The organism is Telmatocola sphagniphila, from assembly GCF_018398935.1.
Taxonomy (GTDB): Bacteria; Planctomycetota; Planctomycetia; order Gemmatales; family Gemmataceae; genus Telmatocola; species Telmatocola sphagniphila.
In genome coordinates this window covers 5,181,924-5,199,568 of the sequence record NZ_CP074694.1, presented here as the reverse complement: position 1 = coordinate 5,199,568, position 17,645 = coordinate 5,181,924, and the positions used below count along the sequence as shown (strand labels likewise).

22 protein-coding genes are annotated in these 17,645 nt (G+C 54.1%); 5 read left to right on the top strand and 17 right to left on the bottom strand.

The features are described from left to right. Nucleotides 1-220: 220 nt before the first annotated feature. From KIH39_RS20855 to KIH39_RS20810, 10 genes are all read right to left on the bottom strand, one after another. Nucleotides 221-1,513, bottom strand: coding sequence for a beta-ketoacyl-[acyl-carrier-protein] synthase family protein (locus KIH39_RS20855; protein ID WP_213495153.1), 1,293 nt, complete (start codon nt 1,511-1,513; stop codon nt 221-223). Between the two features lie 140 nt (nt 1,514-1,653). Then, on the bottom strand, nt 1,654-2,928 hold the full coding sequence (locus KIH39_RS20850; protein WP_213495152.1) for a beta-ketoacyl-[acyl-carrier-protein] synthase family protein: 1,275 nt from the start codon (nt 2,926-2,928) through the stop codon (nt 1,654-1,656). 96 nt (nt 2,929-3,024) lie between these two features. Beyond that, entirely contained in the window at nt 3,025-3,531 is a 507-nt protein-coding gene (locus KIH39_RS20845) for a hotdog family protein (protein ID WP_213495151.1), read from the bottom strand. A 56-nt stretch (nt 3,532-3,587) separates the two neighbouring features. Then, nucleotides 3,588-3,977, bottom strand: coding sequence for an acyl carrier protein (locus tag KIH39_RS20840; protein WP_213495150.1), 390 nt, complete (start codon nt 3,975-3,977; stop codon nt 3,588-3,590). A 46-nt stretch (nt 3,978-4,023) separates the two neighbouring features. After that, the gene (fabG, locus tag KIH39_RS20835) at nt 4,024-4,788 is read right to left on the bottom strand and encodes a 3-oxoacyl-[acyl-carrier-protein] reductase (RefSeq protein WP_213495149.1); all 765 of its coding nucleotides are present in this window, start codon (nt 4,786-4,788) and stop codon (nt 4,024-4,026) included. A gap of 30 nt (nt 4,789-4,818) precedes the next feature. Next, nucleotides 4,819-5,307: a hotdog family protein gene (locus tag KIH39_RS20830; protein WP_213495148.1), complete on the bottom strand. Its 489-nt coding sequence runs from the start codon at nt 5,305-5,307 to the stop codon at nt 4,819-4,821. 306 nt (nt 5,308-5,613) lie between these two features. After that, nucleotides 5,614-6,672, bottom strand: coding sequence for a zinc-binding metallopeptidase family protein (locus KIH39_RS20825; RefSeq protein ID WP_213495147.1), 1,059 nt, complete (start codon nt 6,670-6,672; stop codon nt 5,614-5,616). 82 nt (nt 6,673-6,754) lie between these two features. Beyond that, the gene (locus KIH39_RS20820; RefSeq protein WP_213495146.1) at nt 6,755-7,036 is read right to left on the bottom strand and encodes an anti-sigma factor; all 282 of its coding nucleotides are present in this window, start codon (nt 7,034-7,036) and stop codon (nt 6,755-6,757) included. Nucleotides 7,037-7,091: 55 nt separating this feature from the next. Beyond that, complete coding sequence (locus KIH39_RS20815) at nt 7,092-7,448, bottom strand: hypothetical protein (protein ID WP_213495145.1); 357 nt, start codon at nt 7,446-7,448, stop codon at nt 7,092-7,094. 41 nt (nt 7,449-7,489) lie between these two features. Next, on the bottom strand, nt 7,490-7,966 hold the full coding sequence (locus KIH39_RS20810; protein WP_213495144.1) for a hypothetical protein: 477 nt from the start codon (nt 7,964-7,966) through the stop codon (nt 7,490-7,492). A gap of 211 nt (nt 7,967-8,177) precedes the next feature. On the opposite strand from KIH39_RS20810, the gene KIH39_RS20805 reads away from it, so the two are divergent. The 3 genes from KIH39_RS20805 (at nt 8,178) to KIH39_RS20795 (ending at nt 9,578) form a co-directional block, all read left to right on the top strand. Beyond that, nucleotides 8,178-8,501 (top strand): hypothetical protein, encoded by a 324-nt coding sequence (locus KIH39_RS20805; RefSeq protein WP_213495143.1) that lies wholly within the window; start codon nt 8,178-8,180, stop codon nt 8,499-8,501. Between the two features lie 197 nt (nt 8,502-8,698). Continuing rightward, nucleotides 8,699-9,118: a hypothetical protein gene (locus KIH39_RS20800; RefSeq protein WP_213495142.1), complete on the top strand. Its 420-nt coding sequence runs from the start codon at nt 8,699-8,701 to the stop codon at nt 9,116-9,118. Next, nucleotides 9,099-9,578: a hypothetical protein gene (locus KIH39_RS20795; RefSeq protein WP_213495141.1), complete on the top strand. Its 480-nt coding sequence runs from the start codon at nt 9,099-9,101 to the stop codon at nt 9,576-9,578. The genes KIH39_RS20800 and KIH39_RS20795 overlap by 20 nt, the downstream gene beginning before the upstream one ends. Nucleotides 9,579-10,057: 479 nt before the next feature. Here KIH39_RS20795 and KIH39_RS20790 read toward each other — a convergent pair whose 3' ends face one another. Together KIH39_RS20790 and KIH39_RS20785 are read right to left on the bottom strand one after the other, a co-directional pair. Further along, nucleotides 10,058-10,591 carry a hypothetical protein gene (locus tag KIH39_RS20790; RefSeq protein WP_213495140.1) on the bottom strand — a complete coding sequence of 178 codons (534 nt, stop codon included), beginning with the start codon at nt 10,589-10,591 and terminating at the stop codon, nt 10,058-10,060. A 187-nt stretch (nt 10,592-10,778) separates the two neighbouring features. Next, nucleotides 10,779-11,483: a type 1 glutamine amidotransferase domain-containing protein gene (locus tag KIH39_RS20785; RefSeq protein ID WP_213495139.1), complete on the bottom strand. Its 705-nt coding sequence runs from the start codon at nt 11,481-11,483 to the stop codon at nt 10,779-10,781. Nucleotides 11,484-11,658: 175 nt separating this feature from the next. Between KIH39_RS20785 and KIH39_RS20780 the strand changes: the two genes are divergently transcribed. Continuing rightward, the gene (locus KIH39_RS20780) at nt 11,659-12,252 is read left to right on the top strand and encodes a DUF1801 domain-containing protein (RefSeq protein ID WP_213495138.1); all 594 of its coding nucleotides are present in this window, start codon (nt 11,659-11,661) and stop codon (nt 12,250-12,252) included. Nucleotides 12,253-12,638: 386 nt separating this feature from the next. Here KIH39_RS20780 and KIH39_RS20775 read toward each other — a convergent pair whose 3' ends face one another. The 4 genes from KIH39_RS20775 to KIH39_RS20760 all read right to left on the bottom strand — a co-directional run bounded on the left by KIH39_RS20775 (nt 12,639) and on the right by KIH39_RS20760 (nt 16,134). Continuing rightward, nucleotides 12,639-13,694, bottom strand: a complete 1,056-nt coding sequence (locus KIH39_RS20775) for a DUF2934 domain-containing protein (protein ID WP_213495137.1) — start codon at nt 13,692-13,694, stop codon at nt 12,639-12,641. A 32-nt stretch (nt 13,695-13,726) separates the two neighbouring features. Next, nucleotides 13,727-13,918 (bottom strand): hypothetical protein, encoded by a 192-nt coding sequence (locus KIH39_RS20770; RefSeq protein ID WP_213495136.1) that lies wholly within the window; start codon nt 13,916-13,918, stop codon nt 13,727-13,729. 34 nt (nt 13,919-13,952) lie between these two features. Next, a complete protein-coding gene (locus KIH39_RS20765; RefSeq protein ID WP_213495135.1) occupies nt 13,953-14,903 on the bottom strand; it encodes an HNH endonuclease in 951 nt (316 codons plus the stop codon). 451 nt (nt 14,904-15,354) lie between these two features. Beyond that, nucleotides 15,355-16,134: a hypothetical protein gene (locus KIH39_RS20760; protein WP_213495134.1), complete on the bottom strand. Its 780-nt coding sequence runs from the start codon at nt 16,132-16,134 to the stop codon at nt 15,355-15,357. 282 nt (nt 16,135-16,416) lie between these two features. Here KIH39_RS20760 and KIH39_RS20755 point away from each other — a divergent pair, with 282 nt between their 5' ends. Then, nucleotides 16,417-17,088 (top strand): DUF6891 domain-containing protein, encoded by a 672-nt coding sequence (locus KIH39_RS20755; protein WP_213495133.1) that lies wholly within the window; start codon nt 16,417-16,419, stop codon nt 17,086-17,088. A 250-nt stretch (nt 17,089-17,338) separates the two neighbouring features. Here the strand turns inward: KIH39_RS20755 and KIH39_RS20750 are convergent, their stop codons facing one another. Beyond that, nucleotides 17,339-17,644: a hypothetical protein gene (locus KIH39_RS20750; RefSeq protein ID WP_213495132.1), complete on the bottom strand. Its 306-nt coding sequence runs from the start codon at nt 17,642-17,644 to the stop codon at nt 17,339-17,341. Nucleotide 17,645: the final 1 nt, after the last annotated feature.

The following is a 17,645-nucleotide window of genomic DNA, read 5'->3' as shown; positions in this document are numbered from 1 at the left end:
GCGTCCTGCGGCGAGAGTCAAGTGGGCCAGGTGTGTGGGTGTCCATACGCGGTTCACCGGGAGACGTCGGCTCTTTATGAGAAAACGTCTCCCCGAATTCTTCACTTTATACAATTTACATGCGCGAGAGTCCAAGTCTACGTTCTGTCTTTGTATTACTTGTCATAATGATGGAAAGACTTTTATCCTTTCCGCGCAATACAAATTATCCGCAGGATCCTCACTTATCGAATCGGCTGATGATCAAGGTAATGTTCTGACCACCGAAGCCGAAACTGTTACTTAGAACATTTTTCACCGGCTTCTGCCGGGCCACATTGGGCACGTAATCCAAATCGCACTCCGGATCGGGGGTCTGATAATTGATCGTCGGCGGCAGCACGCCATGCCGGATCGTCATCAAACTCGAGATCATTTCTACCACGCCCGTAGCAGCAATTAAATGTCCGTGCATACTTTTGTTGCTGCTCATCGGTATTTTATAAGCTTGTTCGCCAAAAACCGTCTTCACGGCAATAGTTTCTGAAGAATCGTTTACCTGAGTGCTCGTTCCGTGAGCATTAATGTAGTCGATGTCAGTCAAACCAAAACCCGAATCTTTCAATGCCATCCGAATGCTAGCCACTGCTCCCCGGCCGTCCGGCGGGCTATCAGTCATGCGATAGGCATCGCCCGTCGTACCATATCCGGTGATTTCGCCATAGATGGGAGCTCCGCGTTTTTTGGCGTGCTCGAGTTCTTCCAGCACCACCATGCCGGAACCTTCCCCCAAAACGAAGCCATCCCGGGTCAGATCGAACGGTCGGCTGGCCTTCTTGGGATCCGTATTGTGCGTCGAAAGAGCCGTGAGCAGGTTGAACCCCGTGACCCCGAACGGATGGATCATGGAATGGGAACCCCCGCTCAACATGATTTTCGCATCGCCACGACGGATCAGCTCGGTGGCCTCGCCGACGGCCTGGCTACTGGCAGCACAAGCGGTCAAGCAGGTGTAGTTCGGACCTTGCAGATCGAACTCTTCCGCCAGATGACCGGCCGTGGTGTGCATTTCCATTTCGTATTCGCGCTTCCCCTTCAGAGTCTGAAGGGCGGAGTGGAAATAGTTCTGGACGTTCAGCTTCATCGATTCGTCGACCGACTTCCCCGTCGATTCCACCAGATGATGAAAATCGTGGCTGCCTTCCCCCGAGCCGAGATAAACGCCGATGTCCAACCGATCGATCGAATGATTGTCGATTAAATTGGCATCCGACAGAGCCTGAAAGGCCGAGCCGAGTGCGAACCGGGTATTCAGTCCCGACTGATCGTACTTGGAGACATCCTTGACGTATTTGCCGAGGTCATAATTTTTTACTTCGGCTGCAAATTTGGTTGGAAAAGTCTTTGCATCAAAGTGCTTAATGAGATCGACGCCGCTGACGCCTTCACAGAGGTTGCGATAGGTTTCTTCAACCGTATGACCGATTGGGGTAATCATCCCCACACCCGTCACCACTACCCGACGTCGAGCCATGTTGCATCTCCTACTATATCAGTACCCGCAATCGATCGCGACTTGCGCAAATCGAATGACTAATCTTGCCGGATTGCGGCCGGAATCTAGCGGCCGATACGATTGTGGGGATTGTCGCAACAGCCCCTCAAATCGAGGGATCATTCCGGCTTTTTCAGGACGGCTACAGCTACTTGCCCCATATCGGTGAAACTGATTTTCACGAAGTGAGGTTTGGTTACAGGACGCAGTCCCTCTTTATGGATGTGGATGGGACAGGCCGGGTCCTGATTCTCGCAATTCAGAGTGGGCGGCAGCAGTCCGTTTTCCAAGGCGAGAATACTGGCCGTGAGTTCCACCAATCCGCCGGCCGCTCCCATAGTGCCGAAATTGGGTTTGTAAGCGACCACAGGTGTTTTGGTGCCGAAAACATTAGCGATGCCGCGGGCCTCCATGATATCGGCGGAGGGTGTGCCGATCCCGTGGGCATTGACGTGGTCGATTTCCTCAGGAGAAACGCGGGCCTCTTTCAAAGCCTTGAGGATGATCTTACCCAGGACTTCGCCGTCTTTTTTGCGGTCAAAGCCGGAAGCGAAGCCGAGGAGTTCGGCGTAAATTTTCGCACCGCGTTTGGTGGCATGTTCCAGATCTTCCAGACCAAGCACGCCGGCGCCTTCTCCCATGACCGTGCCATCGCGGCCCTGATCGAACGGACGAAGCACTTTCTCGGGGTGTTCGAATTTTCGGGAAAGCTGCTGGAAGGTCGCATGCCGGGAAAGCGAGAGCGGGTTCATCTTGCTCTCGGTGGCGCCGACCAGGAAGAAGTCGGCGGTGCCCCGTTCGCTGATTCGGAAGGCTTCACCCAGCGCGAGAATCCCGGCCACGTCGCTGGCCGTCATGGTGTTGTTGGGCCCCTGGGCATTGTGCTGGATGGAAACGTGGCAGGCGGGCATGTTCGGCAGATACTTCAACATCCACAAGGGAGGAATCTGCGACAGGCCTTGTGCGCCCCAGATTTCGTAATCGACGAAGCCGGGCTTGCAGTTGGTGCTGATTTTGGAAGCGCGGGCGATATCGTCGAGATCGGAAGCGATCATCGAGGCGCCGAATTCGATGCCGAAGCGGGCGGGATCGAGTTGCCCTTCCCCCATCTTGGCATTTTCCATCGCCAGTTGTGCGGCGACGACTCCCAGCTGCACGGTGCGCGCCATGACGTTCAGCGCTTTCCGCATTTTCTTGTCGATCTGTTTTTTGGCGTCGAAGTCGGAGATGTAGGCAGCCACGCGAAAGGGAAGCTGTTCGGGATCGACGTGCTGGATCCGTTTGATGCCGGTTCGGCCAGCGCTGAGATTTTCCCAGAAAGTCGCGGGGTTGGTGCCGACGGCGGAGAGCACGCCGATACCGGTAATCACCGATCTTCTTGTGCTGGCAGCCATGGTGTAAGTCTCCGGGGTAATAATCAGGTGTTCGCGCTCCTGCGCGATCCGTTGCCGTTGTTGCAAGCCGGCAAAAACTTAAAGGACATCCCGGCGTTACGCCTTGGCACCCTCCTCGGTGTTTGACGAGCCGTTCGCTGCCAGACGGGCGAGTCCCAGCAGATTTTTCAATTCGCCAGTGAAAACAAAGTTCGAATCCCCGAACATTTGCTTGCTGCGAGCCTGATCCAGATGGGCAAAGAAAATTTCCGCTTCGGCGACTAGCTCCGCCCCGGCATGGATCGTGCCGCGGACCGAAGCTCCCTCTTCGCGAAGAATCAGCACTTCCGTGGTGTACGTAAGCTGTTCCCCCGGAAAGACTTCGCGATGAAACTTTGCCGTCGGGATTTTAGCGAGAACGACCTTTTCTTTAAAGTCATTCGCTTCACCTACAAGTATACCGCCGGTCTGGGCCAAACCTTCCAGAAACAAGGCCGCCGGCATAACCGGGTAGCCGGGAAAGTGTTCGTCGAAAAATTCCTCAGCCATGCTGAGATTTTTAACGGCCACTGCCCGCTGGCGCGATTGAAACTCCACAAATCGATCGATCCAGACCCAACGCATAGAGAGTCATCCGTTCTTCGCGAGCCGGTTGGGACACCGTGAACCGGTACCGGAAACTATTTGGCCTTCAGCTTCATATCGATGAAGTTCACGATCGATTCGACGGTGAACAGATTGCTGATGGCTTCCAGCGTCGGATTCTTGATGAAGTCGCTCAGGTCGGCGAAAGGCATTTTCGCTTTCAGTTCTTCGATGCCTTTTTCGGTGACTTTGCCATCCTTGACGAACTCGCTGTCGCTCTGAAAAATCGATTCGGGGAAGAGTTCGCCGCGGTCGATTTTGATGCCGAATTCGCGTTCGAGACGGAAGACGATATCGAGGAAGTCGATCGACTCGGCATTCAAATCGCCCTGAAGAGTCGACTTGGGGGTGACTTCGGCGTCATCCACGTTGAGCGAATCTACGAGGGTCGCCTTCACCTTGTCGAATATCTCTTCCTTAGTCATGGAAACAATCTCCTGAAATTCCTATCGCCAACCGCTGAAATTCGGGTCAACCGGAAACGGCACCCAGACACAGGCCGCCGTCCACCGTGATAACCTGCCCGGTCACATAACTCGCCGCCGGGCTGGCCAGGAACACCACCACACTGGCAATGTCTTCCGGCTTGCCGAGCCGGCGCAGGGGCACCAATTTTTTGGCAATGAAGTCGCCCGCTTTATTGCGAACCGCTTCACTCATATCGGTCTCAATAAATCCGGGGGCCACCGCATTCACGGTCACGCCCCGGCTGCCCAGTTCCACAGCCAGTACTTTAGTAAAGCTATTCACAGCTCCCTTACTGGCGGCGTAGTTGGCCTGACCGGCATTCACATGCTCGGCCGCCACGCTACTTATATTGATAATGCGCCCCGACCTTTGTTTCAGCGCCATTTGTGCGGAAACTGCACGGCAGAAGTTGAAAACCCCGCCGAGGTTAGTGTTTATTACCGTATTCCAGTCCTCTTCGCTCATGCGCAAAAACAGGCCATCGCGAATCACCCCGGCGTTGTTGACCAGGATGTCAATCCGGCCCTGCTCGGCCAGAACCTTCTCGACGATTCGATTGGCTTCGTCCGACTTGGAAACGTCGCCCTGGATGGCCAATGCCGTACCCCCGGCCGTCTGGACTTCGACTTCCAGAGCCTTGGCGGCCGCTTCGCTGCCTTTGTAGACGAAGCAAACCTTGGCTCCTTCTTTTGCCAGAGCCAGTACTATGCCGCGGCCGATACCCCGGCTCCCGCCGGTTACCAGAGCTATTTGATCCTTCAAAAGCATGTATATCCTCAGGTCGCTTTCGCTACCCGCCTAATTAGCCTTTTGAAACTCCCCACTCAGCCAGGCGAAGCGTTCCCGCCAGTGCCGATTGAGTTTTTCGTCTAAAATCTCGCCGTGGGGACTCTTCTCCGACACGTTATATGCGGTCAGAACGATCTGAGCGCTGACGGTTTGCGCTCCCCCTTTAATATTTCCCTTGCCCCGAAAGGTCGCGGTCGAACCATCCGTCTTGATGAGCTCAACCGCTATTTCCATTATCCGTCCCGGCTCCATGAAGGTGCCGTATTTTACGTTTCGGGCTTCCCGCAGTGCAATCACGGTACTGTCGAAATCTCGAGATATGCGCCAAAGCCAGCTACTGGCTTCGACCACGCTCTGCAGCATCAACACACCCGGCATAACTGGAAACGTCGGGAAATGATCGCGCAGATACTCTTCACCCAGCGTCAGATATTTTTCCGCATTCAGCGTCTTGCCCGGTTCCCACGCCACAATGCGATCGACCAGGTTGAAACGCATGAGTCCTTCCTATCCAACTCTTTAACATTCCAATCAGCATTTAATTAATGCCGAATTTTCAAAGAGTGTGATTATAGGTAAACCCTTATAATCCGGCAACCAGCCGGGTTCGGCACCAGGTGGCTCTTTGATGTTGGAATTTTCGCGGATTAGGGGGTATTTAGCAAACAAATACTCTCTGCGGAGTGTAGCGAAATCGCCTAAACAGTTCGGAAAGCGCCAATTGGTTCGTTCGTGGCGCATAAGCGGATAAAATCACAAATGAAATCGCTCAAACACTCGTTCGAGATATTCATTAACTGCGGCTTATTTTTGACTTTCCTCATTCAAATAAATGGTTTGGTGTACGAATCGCAATTTTTCGACGGTTCGAGACGATAAAACGAAGGGATAAGCATCGGAATGACCCAAGCCCCGGTTCAGATTGTTGAGCGCGTAAGTCAGCGGGAACCAGGCTTCGATTAATTTGTCGAAAGAATTGTTCGTCGAAGGAGCCGATTTGAGCGTCGGCTCATCACGTCGGCGGGGTTTCAAGCTCAAACCGCAGGCCCCGGCCGTTTCCAGAGAATCGCCAATCATCAGATAATGGGCCCAGGTTTCCGACCAGTCTTCCCAGGGATGCGAGCTGGCGTAGGCGCTGACGTAACTCTCGGTCCAGTCGGCCGGCGGTCCTTCCTGATAGTGCCTCTGCAAGGCGGCGGAATAGTCTTGTCGTTCATCGCCGAAGAGCTGGCGAAACTCGAGCAGCCGATGGCCGTTGGCGATCAACCGATCCCAATAGTAATGACCGATTTCGTGCCGAAAATGACCCAGCAGTGTGCGTACGGGTTCGTGCAACTGGGAACGGCGTCGCTCACGTTCCGTATCGTCGGCCTCGGCAATATTGATGGTGATGACGCCATTTTCGTGGCCGGTAAGTATGGTCTGAGTGGTGTTGCCGAGAAATTCGAAGGCCAGTCCCTGCTCGGGATCTTCTTGTTTGCTCTGCACCGGCAGTTGCAATCGGAGCAGATCATAGATCAAGCGCCGTTTGGCGATTTCAAGTTTGTACCAGGCCCGGTCGTTCCCGGCGATCGAGAGATCGGGGATGACCCGCGTCAGCCGGCAACATCGACAGAACTCGTTATCCTGCTCGGCAGAAACGGCCCAGTTACAAACATTGGCATTGCAGTAGTTGGAGCAAAGTCGATACTTCTTCCCCTTCGCCCGATCGTTCGGAGAGGTCCAGAGCTGATCCTGCCCCTGATCGAGCGAACAGACCTCCCCGACATCGGGCAGGTAAGCCAGAGTGTTGCCGCAATTCATGCACTGCGAATTCTCGTAGAAGACCAGAGACTCACAGTGATCGCAATGGAAGACTTTCATCGAAAACTCTTGTGCCGCCCGCGGGACTGAAATTTTGACGCTGAATAACGCAAGCGATGTGCCAAAAGCTCGGAACAGGCAGTTACGGGCGATGTACCTGCTGCACTACGCAGTAGATGGCTATGGAAACGATCAGCAGGGTGGCCGCGAACATCCAGAACGCTTTCCAGGGGCGCTGCAGTTGTGGGGGTACGGATAAGGGAACTGGAGTTGATTCTTCCCGGAGGCGAAGGATTTGAGCCGAACACTGGGGACAGTTTTCGACGTGCTGAGCCAGCGCTTCCCCTTCTTCTGGTGGGGCTTTTCCCTCGAGTATCCGGATTAACATCGGGCGATCCGGGCAGGTGATTGTCTCGCTGCTCATTCCTTTATTCTAGGTCTCGGAATCGGCCGGGTGTTGAATCTCGGGAAATTTCGAATCAATGGGAGCGAGCTTTAGGAGGTGGAGGAGGCGGGCTTGGAGCTTGAGTCGCGTTTTGATTCTGTGTGTTGTCCGAAGTGGTGTTGTCATCTTCCGAAAGGAAATCGAGGTTGAGGCGACCTTTTTCTATCTCGTGAAGCGCAAGGTAGCCCAACCCCACGGCGGCCACTCCCACCACGGCTAATGCGGTAGCCTGTTCTTTGGATGGAAGTAAAGGATGGCGATCCGACCAGCGAACCAACTTACCATACGGCGTGTACTTGACGCTGCCATCCGGTTGGGGCTTAGAAAAAGTGCAGCCGCTCAAGAGCAGGCCGAGGATCGCGGAAAGGGATATGGGGCTACGGTAGATCATGATTTCAATCGCTCGAAAAAAACTGAAAGATTTGACTTCAATTAGTGCAGCGCCACTTTCGCAGCAACGCCGCCGACAACACCTACAACTTGCGCCATTAATTCCACGCCGTACAAGCTCTTCTTCAGCGTTTCCTTGTCTTCCATCCAGCGATCGACTTTGTCGACCTGAAGCATCACGGTCTTTACCGAGACATTTTCAACGACCCACGATTTCGCTTGAGACATATATTCGAGGCCGATTTTCACCGATTCGTTTTCCTGCAGCCAGTGCTGGCCATTATTGCAATAGATCAGGGCCGTATTAAAACTGACGTTGGACTGGACCCAGTGCCCGGCCTGACTCAGTTGCCCCGTCAGGCCGCCCCAGTAAGTATTTTGCGTTTCCGACTCTTCAACTCGGGGCACTTGAGGTGCAATCTCGACAGATTCCGAGGACAAAGGGGTGGAAGTCAGCGAGGCACAACCAATCGAGAATAGTCCCACCAATAGAGCAATCGAAATTCGTGAACGAGGCATAATTCGATTCCAGTTATTCGGATAATTTACTGCGAATAACGGGCAATTCGAGCTAATGCAAGATCAAACATAAGAATATATGAGCTTTTTAAGCTAAAATAGGGTTTGATACTCTTGGGAATGTGGGGATAAGCGAGTATTCGAAACCGGCCGGGTGGGTTCGGGTTCAATTCCCTAACGAGTTCTTAGCCGAAATCAGGAGATTATTGCGATGCGAAGAATGCTGGCCCCTTTTGTCGCCCTGTTCGTCTTCATCAGTCTGATCTCGGCGGAGGAGTACACCTCCAAAATCAGCAAGATCAAGCGCGACGGTGAAGACAGTACGATCACTATCACCGTGGACGGCAAGCAGAAGGTTCTGAGTGTCGATAAGACTGCGACCTTTCATAAGAAAGGCAAAGGGGCTAAAACGCCTGAGCTGCCCGATGGCTTGAAATCGGTAAAGGAAGGGGTCGAAGCCACGATCTTCACGGACACGCGGGACGGCAAGGAAGTGGTGACCAAGATTGTCGTAGGCGGGAAGAAGAAGGATTGAGTACTTTCACGAACAAAAGCGTACAGAGAATGGCGCCGCAGGTGCCAGTTCCTGTTCGGTAATCTGGGCGAGGAAAGTTATTAAGCTTCTATCTTGCCAATTTTGGAGCTCAGAAGACTCTCCAGACGCGTCTCAGGCTAAGGCTTGATATAATTATTAAAGTATATTGTGCCCTTGGGAATTATCGGAGAGCGCCCATGTCGAATACGCAGACTCAATTTATACGGCTCGTAGACGATCTTATTGAGAACGTGAAAACCTGGGCCGAGCCCGTCGGTTGGACGACAAAGCTTTATCCCAAGCGAATGCGGGCATCAGATCGTTCCATTTTTGAAATCTCCGCACTCTATCTGCAAAAGGGTCCGACCCGCGTGCTGCTCGACCCGGTCGCGTATGACGTCCCGGGAGCTGATGCAGCAGTCGACCTTTATTTGATGCCGACCTACGAAGACTTGGCCAGTTTGTATTTCCGCGAAAATCAATGGATGATCCATTACTCCTTCTCGGACGATACGCTTGCTGAGTCTTTCAACGAACCCGACACTCTTTCTTTGGATGAGAAATCTCTGGTCCGCGTCCTCGACTCCATCGCCGCCCATGCCACACCTTCGGTTTGACTGGCACGAACATCTCAAGGAGGTCGAGCGCGAATACAGAGCTGCCCAATTCGCGGTGGACCGCCTTCTGAACGAAGTTGCCAAAAATCCATCTATTCTCGTTGAGAGCGAGTCCGTCCGCTCGAGCCTTCGGACTGCCTACGAAAACCTCGAAGGCACTTACCTCGTAAGATTGTTCGCAGCGTTTGAAGCTGGTCTGAGGTCATTCGACCGGGCCAGACATAACGACTCGACCCGTCGCGAAGACGCAGCCGTGTTGATCGATTCGATCGGTGGCCGGAGAGGGCAGGGAATTTCGGCGTCGATCCGAGCTAATGCTCAGGCGGTTCGAAGGGTACGCAATCGTTGGGCACACGAAGACGATTCCTCAGCGGAAAACATGAGCATAAAGGAAGCTGCGGCCCGTCTTCAGAATTTCCTGTCATGGCTTCCCGAGAGTTGGGTAAGTTTTGAGAAATAAAGTCCTTCGACGTATCAGAAAAAAGCTAAAATCAAGCAGTTCTTTCGTTCATTATTCGTTGAAACTGGATGCCAAGTTTTTCTTCCGTCAATTCCCGACCTATTGATTCCGATCGGAATTGCGAAAAATGTCCCAGTCCACTTCCGCTAAAATCTTCTTCAACCAGCTTCGCACGGAATACCCGCTCTCATTTCCCGTATGCTTTAATATCTCCCGGCAGGCCTTGTCGCATTTACGGCACTCTTTAGCACACTGCTTCATAATCGGATCTCTTTGGTGTTCCCACTAATCGCCGCAGAGCTTGCAGGCTTTCGTGCAGACCATGCAGATAATGTCAAAGAACGGACTTGTGCAGGCAAAAATTCAAGAAGCTACTCAAGCACAGCGTGGCACACTCCTCGCGGGACTCCTGGTTGTTCCCCCTTTTCCAGAGGAGATTCCTGAATGTTACAATGGCAGGCATTCACCTAGATTTAACGCTATTCAACTGTTGAATCCGAAGCGTTCGGATGTTGCGATTCGCGAGATGCTCGGACCCGAGAGGTTATTAATTCGCAACACTCTTCATAGGCCGCTTTGGATGGCATAAAATCAGCATTAATATGGTTTTTACCGCCAGTATGCATTATGTAGATAATCAGCAGTTTGTTAATCTCCGACCGCGAAAGATTGATGATATTGCGATATTCGATTTCCTTTTCTTCGTGCGACCAGCGCGAGGCCGGAACGATTATCGACTGCGGGCCGATGACCACGCGCTGATGGAAGGTCATTCGATGGTACGTGAGCGCTAGGGAGGTTAAGACTATCGCGGCGCAGAAAGCGGCTAAAATCCAATAAAAAATACTCGCCTCCGATGGGTCGAGTTCGATGATACGAAAAATAATAAGCCTGCGATTGTTATGAACGGCCTTCGAAGACGCGAAGATGGCACCAAGCGCACCTAGGATCAGCATGATTAGTATCGTCTTGAATTTGGGCCGGTACGCGTACTCTTGAATTTCGTCCGTCATCTGCCCGTCCTTTCGCATTTGTATGGTCTGCTATTATCAAAGACTACAAGGGCGGAAATGGCCACAAAAATGCATAGCGGAAGGGATTCTAATATCCGAAAGGGAAAGAATTTACTGAAACGAAATCTTGTTCCATAAACCCCGGCTCGAAATGAAGACCGGAGTTTACAGTCAAACAATTCTCGAATTATTTGGCTTTTCGAAGCTGTTTTACGACGGCCTTGCCCACCCCTTCCGCACTGGCGGGGTTCTGGCCGGTGATCAGCCGACCATCTTCGACAATATGCGAGGCGAACGCCATCCAGGCCTTGCCGTACTTGGCGCCCCGCTTTTGCAGTTGCTCCTCGAGGTTGTAGGGCACCGCTGCTTCCCGACCCGCTTTGATTTCTTCATTCCAGGAGAAACCGGTCACCTGCTTCCCGGCAATCAGATAGTCGCCAGTACTGAGCTTCACTTCCAAAAGACCCGCAGGGCCATGACACACGGCCGACACAATCTTGCCGGACTCGTAGAACTCGGCGGTCAACTTCGCAAGATCGGTGCTCTTATTGAAATCGAAACAGACACCATGGCCGCCGGTCATATAAATCGCGTCGTAGTTGGCCGCATCGACCTCGGCGACTTTCCGGGTGTTCTTCAATTGATCCATGAAAGCGCGATCCATATATCGTTTGTCGGTCTCGCCCATCTTAAGCACATCGTGAGCGAGGCTTTCGGGATCGATGGGAATGAAACCGCCCAAAGGACTAGCGATATCCATTCGATAGCCCGCCTGCTCCGCGACATCCCAAAAATGCGTCATCTCTCCCAGCCAAAGCCCAGTTCGAAAGCCGACTTTTTCGTATTCCCCGACATTCGTAACGATGATGAGTATCCTGTTTGTTCCGGCCATTGTTGCTCCTTCGAATTGAAGATTCATAAATTCCTTGAAAATCCGGAGGTGCTTTGGGCAACTATCATGCCGGTGCGGTTCGAGTAAATTTCGCTATTAAAAAAGTCGGTCCCTTCTTACAAAAAAGGAAAAACGATACTTCTGTACCTTCCTGATCCGATCTGCAAGGTTTTTTATGAGCACGAAGAAAACAACAGCCACCTCCCGATCAGTGAAAGCAAAAACCGAAGTCCCGGAAAAGACGCAATCGACTGCCGATCGCAAAGCGGCGGAAGCTCAGCTGCTGACACTGGTTGATAAGTTCGCTCCTGCACATTTGCCGCTTCTGGTAGCCGTGCGAAAAGCGCTGCGAAAGCGGCTGCCCACCGCCATCGAAGTGGTGTATGAGTATCGCGACAGCTTCGTGATCAGCTACACCCCGAACGAGCGCGGCTACGAGGGCGTGTTGGCCTTACGCGGAAGTGCCAAAGGCGTTCAACTCTATTTCAATCGGGGCAAGGAATTGTCCGATCCGGAGAAATTGTTGCAGGGATCCGGCAAGCAGACGCGACTGATCGAAGTGGAAAATAAATCGACACTTTCTCAACCGGGAGTAGCTCGACTGATCGATCAAGCCCTCACACTCAATCCGGTGCCCTTCGCGAGTACTGGACGTGGAGCGGTGGTCATTCGATCGACCACAGCCAGCAAGCGGACAAGTCCCAAAACCGCTCCAAAGGCGGTTAAAGCTGCCAAGGCTTCAGGAAGTCGCCAGGGGAAAAAAGGTTGAGCGAGAGCTTGGTTTGAAGAGCCGAGGGAAGGATGCGTTGGACCTGGAGTTGTCGGCGAAGTGCTTGTGTCTGAAAATAGTCGGGGCGACAAGACGCCGTTAGAACTTTTTCTGGCCGGGATCAGGGGCTGGGAAGCCGGGATTCGGCGGCATTTCCCCCGGAAATCGGACAAAGGATCAGAACCACAAGACATTATGAAGTAAGTGGTTGCGACCAAAGCGTCCAGTTTGGTCAGCCTTAGAACGCGATGTGACCGGGGCGATTCGCCACTCGCCGTTTCTCGCTTCGGTCGTGAACACCGACGGGCGCAAGGAGCAAAGCCGCGAACGCTTCGATCGATAAGACCAATGCACAGAGTGCTTGCCGCCGAGGGTATGTCCGGCGCTCAGATCGTCGTGTTCAGTACCAAGCCGTAGTCGGATTTGGCCTGGAGCCAGTTCGCGAGGGCGCGGCCCTCTCTGGGCTCGCCCTCGCCTTGCCAGATCTGGTAGGCCTTCTTGTGCAGGGACTCGCGCAGACGCGTCCTTTCGCTGTCGCTGATGAGATTTTGGACGGCCGTCTCGATCTGGGTCCATCTGCGGAAGTGCGGATTGAAGACCCGGGCGATCCGCTCTGCGTCCTGCTGCTGTTGAGCCGGGATTCCGGCGCGGTGGTCGAAGACGATGGCATTTCCTTCGCGGTGAAGCGACACCGCGCCTCCGGCCTGGTACCAGAAGCTCCACAGCTGGACGGTCGCGAGGATACGGTCACGACCCGCGGCCATCCGGAAAAACGTCCTCGCGTAGAAGTCCGCCTCCTGCCGCTTCTGCGTGAGCCATGCCTGGAACGCCGCGTCGTCGGGGAACATCTCGGGCGGGAACACGCTGAACATGTCTTCAATGCCGGTGACGAACACCCCGTACAGGTTACGGTCCTGAAGTGCCTTGTTGAACTTCTTGAGATAGTCGCTCAGCTGGCCGAGCGAGTTGGGGTGCTTGATCTCGCAACGAAGAGTCTCAAGGTAGAGGTCGCCGTCGGGCGCGTTAGGGACAGGGTTCAGCGCGACGTGAGGCACGTTGTCCGTGATGCACTGCGCCGCGACATACAGCTCAAGCTGGAAATCCTTGAAGTAGTGACTTTGCGAGTTGGGCGCGGCCGGCACCCCGAAATCGACCGTGCCGGTGGTGATGTTCCGCAGGTGAGCCGTCATGTCGAGCGCGCGGGTGGCGCAGGTGCGCAGCATCCCCGCAAGGTCCCACATGGCGGTGCATGCCCTCGCGTTTGCGAGGAACTCGTGCTGAGGAGTACCGCGGACCGGCCCGTTGGTTCTAGCGACGACCTCCGCCTGCGTCAGCGCCTGCGCCAGGCCTTCGCCTGGATTCAGGACGGCATCAGCCGCTGCGAGGCGCTGGCGGATCTCCGCCGTTCGTGTTCCGAGTTCCGGATATGACATCGGCGTCATGCGACTTGGCTCCCCATCTTCCGTTCTGAAGCTTACCGCTCCCCTGTCGTCTTCAAGCTCGATCGACGCGACACTCGCCCGCATCCGCGCGTCGGTCCGACACCACTGACACTCTGCCGGGTGATGCGGAGCCAATGCTCTTTGGTATCGGCCAGTTCGAGCGCGGTATTGCCCGCCCCGAGATTGTAGTAGAAGACGTTCGTGTCCGCGACAATGCGTGCCAATGGAACCCCCTTGAGGTTGAATCTCGTCTGTTACTTACTCCACCGCACGCGTCCGTGGCACCCACGGCGGGAGTTCCTCCCCATCGGTCTTGATGCGGACGATGGCCCCGCGAACGAGTCCTACGGGGCCGGTCGGCCACGACATCCCGTCCAGGTCGGATAGGGCAACCCCGATAACACGGGGCAGCCCCTTGTCGGGATGGAAGCGCATCATGATGTGGATGCCGATGTACGGCTCCTGAATCAGCACAACGGCGTGCTTTCGCGCGGCGTCCACGTTGGCCGCGACCCAGTCCTCCGGCGGTACAGGGAAGTACCGGGGAAGGATGTCCTTGTCGGGCTCGCGGAACTGCGCCCGCAGCTGATGCCCGAGCGGGCTCGCGACGAACGGATAGCCGAAATAGTGGAACATCATTAGGTAGGCGACGTGGTACAGCGCCGCCCCGACGACGCCGGGCTGATGCTTGTACTCGAACTTCAGTTCACTGCGCGGCCCCGCCTGCGGGTTCGCCTCGGTACCCTCCAGCATCTTGTCCAGCGACGCCGCATGCACCGGGTTGGAGATTCTCGCCACGGGTTCCAGTTGCCAGGGCTGGCCGCCGTCGCCGGGGAAGCTGACCTCGACGCCCACGTTCCCGAAGTCGCCGGCGAGTCGCGCCCTCAACTTGCCTGTGCCCTTGACCGCGTCTTCAACGACGAACTGCTCCTTCAGCGCGGCTTCGAGTGCCTTTCCCACGCCGTTGTTGCAGTCCTTGCAGGCGAGCGTGCAGAGCCTTCCGCCGAGCGCCTCGGGGATAATGTGAGCCAGGGTCAACCGAAACTCCGGCACCTTCGGGGTGCCTATCGGCTTCAGGTCGTCCTTCGTGAACACCTTCACGCAGAGAGGGCAGACGAATGTGTCCGGCTCGCCCATGCCGAGAGCGGCCATGCCGGCGCTGTTGACCTCGAAGAGTTTCTGGCGTTTTTCTGCTGCGCTCGTTCCCACATTCGCTCTCCCTGCTATTGCTTGGCCTATTGTAGACAGCGATTGCCATCGGAAGGTTCAGACAGACAGTCGGACGAGTTGGCGCGAATACAGTGAAACTGGCGGCTGGATTTGAACTCTGCAACCGCTTTTGAGCCAATGACTTGCAGCCATTGCACTGGCTGCTCAGCCGATGTTGCTTGGCGTTTTGGACCGGATGAGCGGAACCGCAGGTCGGCGCAAAGCATTGGCAACAAACAAGAAAAGCCCTTCGACGTTCTCGCCGAAGGGCTTCTCGTCTCGTCAAGTCGGGGCGGCGGGATTTGAACCCCTGCCGGCCCAAACACAAATAACTAACCCTTATCCCCTCATCCGCTCGATCAAAATCTGGGCCGTTTCGGGCTGCATGATGCGCAGATCGGGCAGCTTGCCGCCGCGGAGTTGCTCCCGCAGATCCCGCAACAACTGTCACTCAGTCGCACTGATTGCTGACTCGAATCGTGTAGCATCTAGGGCACATGCGGACAATCAACTGCACACCAGCGCCCATACGGCCGAAAGTGCGGATGCCTTTGACCGGTTCCGCAGGCATCAGAGCAATCGTAGTCAACTGACCTTTTTTCTTCCAATTGGAGCAATCAGGATTCAAGCAGGGACTATCTGGCTTGCCCTGTGCAAACGGACTGGAAAATGCTTCGTCGAATTCTTCGTCCGTCTCGGGTGGGGCCTCAAATCCCAGGCTGTCAATCCATTTGGCAACACGTTTCTTCGCGGCTAATTGGTCTCGTTTCGAGAGATTCCCGATACCGAAAATGCCAGCCCACTGGTAAGCGTCATTTAATTTAGTCGGGTTATAAGAGTAGGCCGCGATTTTGATGCTGGACTTCGGAAATTCTAAAGGATACCCCTCGTCGTCGGGCCACGACTCTTCCTTCGAAACGTTCGGGTCGTCATCGGGAAAGTAGGTCACTAATTGATCATCGGAGATCAGCCGATAGCCCAGGTCGTTGGCACGGAAGTCGAAGCAGTAATACAGCGGCAGCCAGCGAACACCGGGGATGCGAATCGGAATTGCGGGATCGGTCAGATCAAAGCGATGTAAAAGATGGATAAGTATCCCGTTGCAGTCCTCTCTGGAAGTACCTTTGCGATCGTGCGGCCCACCAAAGGTGTGGGCATAGTCGCTCCGGCCACTACTTGCGGTAGCAATGCGGAGATCACCGAACAGGAATGTGTTGAAGTCTTGCGCCATCAGGGGCCCCAAGCAGATCGACTCATGTGTCTTTGAATTGAAGACATGGAGAATATAGATGCCGCCGTAACAAACAACAAGGCTGCCGTGCGGATGTCGGGTGGATCATAGGGGTGAACGAGACAAACTTGAGAGTAGAAAAATCAAAGTCCGGCCAGTGAGAAGGAGTTCGTTTCCTACACACCTTTAGCTACTCTATTTTCGATTTAGTGCCGCTAAAGCGATTACCAAATTCTATAAGACTTTAATCCACAGGGCAGAAGTGCAATAGGAGAACCGAGGATGAGTCAGAAGGACGAATGGAACGACAAGGCGCGCGACGATATGCGGGCAACGCTTCGGTGGTTCGTTCTTGGTGAAGTTCGGCTGTCGAGGTACGACCACAATGCCATTCTTGAAGCATGCCGCGATATATACCTCCAGGACCAATGTCCTGATAACGAACAAGATTCTTTCATTCTATTTGCGGCCAATGAGCTCAAACGGGCCGAAGCCCAGCTCGCGGCTGAACAGTCCTTATGGCCTTCAGAGACAGACTGCGATCGTCTGGATCGAGTGGAAGCGACCTTACGCGAACGAGGCATTTTACTGTGGCAAGTTTCACCCTGCTGCGACTCATGCACACTGGGCGAATTTTCAAATCGGATCGATGTAATCGATCATCGTCATCCCGGGTTCCAGGACCGGATTCGTGGCTATGCATTTTTCATCGATCAGAATATGGCCGAAAAGTTGTCGGAAAACACGAAACTGTCAGTCTACATGGGTTACGGTTGGCTCTCGGCAGACGGGTCCGAAGTCGCTCAAGAAGTCTACAACGAGAATGCACTCGGCATCGCTCGCGAGATCTGCGAATGCCTGCAAGACGAAGGCTTTGGCTATGACTGGAATGGAACACTCGGGTGCACAATTCGCGTTTTAGTGAACTGGCAACGACGCACCCTGCTCGTCTAAAAGGCCTCCGATTTATTTTGGTACTATCGTAATCGAAGATGCACTCTGGTCCAACAATGCTAATGCCCTTCGACGTTCTCGCGGAAGGGCCCACTTTTCAAAAATGTTGGGCGACAGGATTTGAACCCTTACCCCTTCATCCGCTCGATCAGAATCTGGGCCGTTTCGGGCCGCATGATCCGCGGATCGGGCAGCTTGCCGCCAAAGCTTGAATTTTGCAAATGATCAAATTGAATCTATGCGTTAGGCTTTATAAACCCGAGTTGCGCAAGGGAGTGATAGGATGAACAACCATTACTTGTCGACGAGATTCATCCAGAACATACTGGATGACTAGGGGAGCTACTACGCCCATCCACATTTGAGCAGGTTCGACAGAAAGATTCCACAAAGGTTGACCAAACTGCGGATAAAGACGCAATCGTTTTTCAATACCTTTAAGCGCACTTAAAACTTCATCGACAAGTCCAGCGTTTTTTGCACGGGCAATAAGGGCACGAAGTTCTTCCCGAACTCTTTCGGAGTAGGAAACTTCGTAGGGCACTAAGTCATCCATG